At 65.6% G+C, this 451-nt stretch carries 1 protein-coding gene; it reads left to right on the plus strand.

Going from position 1 to position 451, the window contains the following annotated elements:
• The coding region (locus DU475_RS23975; RefSeq protein WP_164633535.1) for a prephenate dehydrogenase dimerization domain-containing protein at positions 1 to 451 on the plus strand (451 nt) is incomplete at both ends.

The following is a 451-nucleotide window of genomic DNA, read 5'->3' on the forward strand; positions in this document are numbered from 1 at the left end:
GTTCATCAATCGCTGTTGCATTCTGACGCCGCCCGAGGGCACCAATGCCGAGGCGACCGAGAAGCTCGCCGCGTTCTGGCGCGCCCTCGGCGCCAATGTCGAGATCATGACGCCCGAGCACCACGACCTGGTGCTCGCGGTGACCAGCCATCTGCCGCATCTGATCGCCTACACCATCGTGTCGACCGCGGAAGAACTCGAAGGCGTCACGCAGTCGGAAGTCTTGAAGTTCTCCGCCGGCGGCTTCCGCGACTTCACCCGCATCGCCGCGTCCGATCCGACGATGTGGCGCGACGTGTTCCTGACCAACAAGGACGCGGTGCTGGAGATGCTCGGCGAATTCCAGGAAGATCTGTCGAAGCTGACCCGCGCCATCCGCCGCGGCGACGGCGACGCGCTGTTCGAGCACTTCACCCGCACCCGCGCGATCCGCCGCGGCATCGTCCAGATC

The sequence above is a fragment of the Rhodopseudomonas sp. WA056 genome (assembly GCF_010906995.1).
GTDB classification, from domain to species: domain Bacteria; phylum Pseudomonadota; class Alphaproteobacteria; order Rhizobiales; family Xanthobacteraceae; genus Rhodopseudomonas; species Rhodopseudomonas palustris_G.